The organism is Streptomyces sp. rh34 (genome assembly GCF_002551245.1).
Classification (GTDB): domain Bacteria; phylum Actinomycetota; class Actinomycetes; order Streptomycetales; family Streptomycetaceae; genus Streptomyces.
Genome location: NZ_NTGZ01000551.1, coordinates 1 through 1074, shown reverse-complemented (window position 1 = coordinate 1074; position 1074 = coordinate 1). Strand labels below are relative to the sequence as shown.

Genomic DNA, 1074 nt, shown 5'->3' with positions numbered 1-1074 from the left:
CGCCCGGGACGCGCGCGCGGTGCTGGCGCGGACCGCCGAGGGCGACGATCCGTACGCGGTGTCGGTGGTGCGGGACACCGCGGGCTCGGTCGCGCAGCGGCTGCTGTCCTCGGTCGTCGCGGTCGGCTGCTCGATCGCGGAGCGCTCGCTCGCCGCGCCGCCCGACATCGATCTGGCGGTGACCACCGGGCTCGGCTATCCGTACGGGCCGCTGGCCTGGGGCGAGCGGGTCGGGGCCGCGAGGATGCTGGAACTCCAGCGGTCGCTGCACGCGACGACGGGCGATCCGCGCCACCGGCCGACGCGGTGGATCACCGAACGGGCCGCCCTCGGTCTGGCGCTGACCGATCCGGGGACCTCGCCCGCCGACTGCCTGGAGTGAAGACCCGGCGCGGGCGACCGATTCGTACAAGACCGTCGGGACGCCGCGTGCGTACGGTCGGGGCATGACTCCACGACTTGACGCGATCAGCATCATCACGGCGGACCTGGCGGCCTCGCTCGCCTTCTACCGCAGGCTCGGACTCGACATCCCCGAAGGGGCGGAGTCCGCACCGCACGTCGAAGTGACCCTGCCGGGCGAGCAGCGGCTGCTGTGGGACACGGAGGCGGTCATCGCCTCGTTCGATCCGGCGTGGCAGCGGCCCTCGGGCGGCGAGCGGCTCGGACTGGCGTTCGCCTGTGACGACCCGGAGGAGGTGGACACGCTGTACGCCGAGCTGACCGGCGCCGGATACGAGGGGCACCTGAAGCCGTGGGACGCGGTGTGGGGGCAGCGCTACGCGGTCGTGCTGGACCCGGACGGCTGCGGGGTCTCGCTGTTCGCCTCGGCGTCCCCCGCCGTGAAGTAGGCCCCGAGCGTCGTCCCGGCGAGGTCGCGCATCTCGCGGGCCAGGTGCGCCTGGTCGACGCAGCCCGCCGCGCAGGCCGCCTCGGCGTACGGCAGGCCGGAGCGGACGAGGGCCAGGGCGCGTTGGAGGCGGAGGATCCGGGCCAGGGTCTTGGGTCCGTAGCCGAAGGCCGCCAGGGAGCGGCGGTGCAGCTGGCGGGCTCCGAGGCCGACCTCGGCGGCCG

The 1074-nt window shown here is 74.8% G+C and carries 3 protein-coding genes; 2 read left to right on the top strand and 1 reads right to left on the bottom strand.

Translation table 11 applies throughout. The features are described from left to right. Positions 1-382 (top strand): 3-hydroxyacyl-CoA dehydrogenase family protein (locus CR470_RS38140; RefSeq protein ID WP_257139074.1); only part of this gene is annotated, 382 nt, incomplete at its 5' end. A gap of 64 nt (positions 383-446) precedes the next feature. Beyond that, positions 447-851 carry a VOC family protein gene (locus CR470_RS38135; RefSeq protein ID WP_097872315.1) on the top strand — a complete coding sequence of 135 codons (405 nt, stop codon included), beginning with the start codon at positions 447-449 and terminating at the stop codon, positions 849-851. Here the strand turns inward: CR470_RS38135 and CR470_RS38130 are convergent. Then, the coding region (locus tag CR470_RS38130) for a helix-turn-helix domain-containing protein (protein ID WP_143664001.1) at positions 779-1074 on the bottom strand (296 nt) is incomplete at its 5' end. The genes CR470_RS38135 and CR470_RS38130 overlap by 73 nt on opposite strands.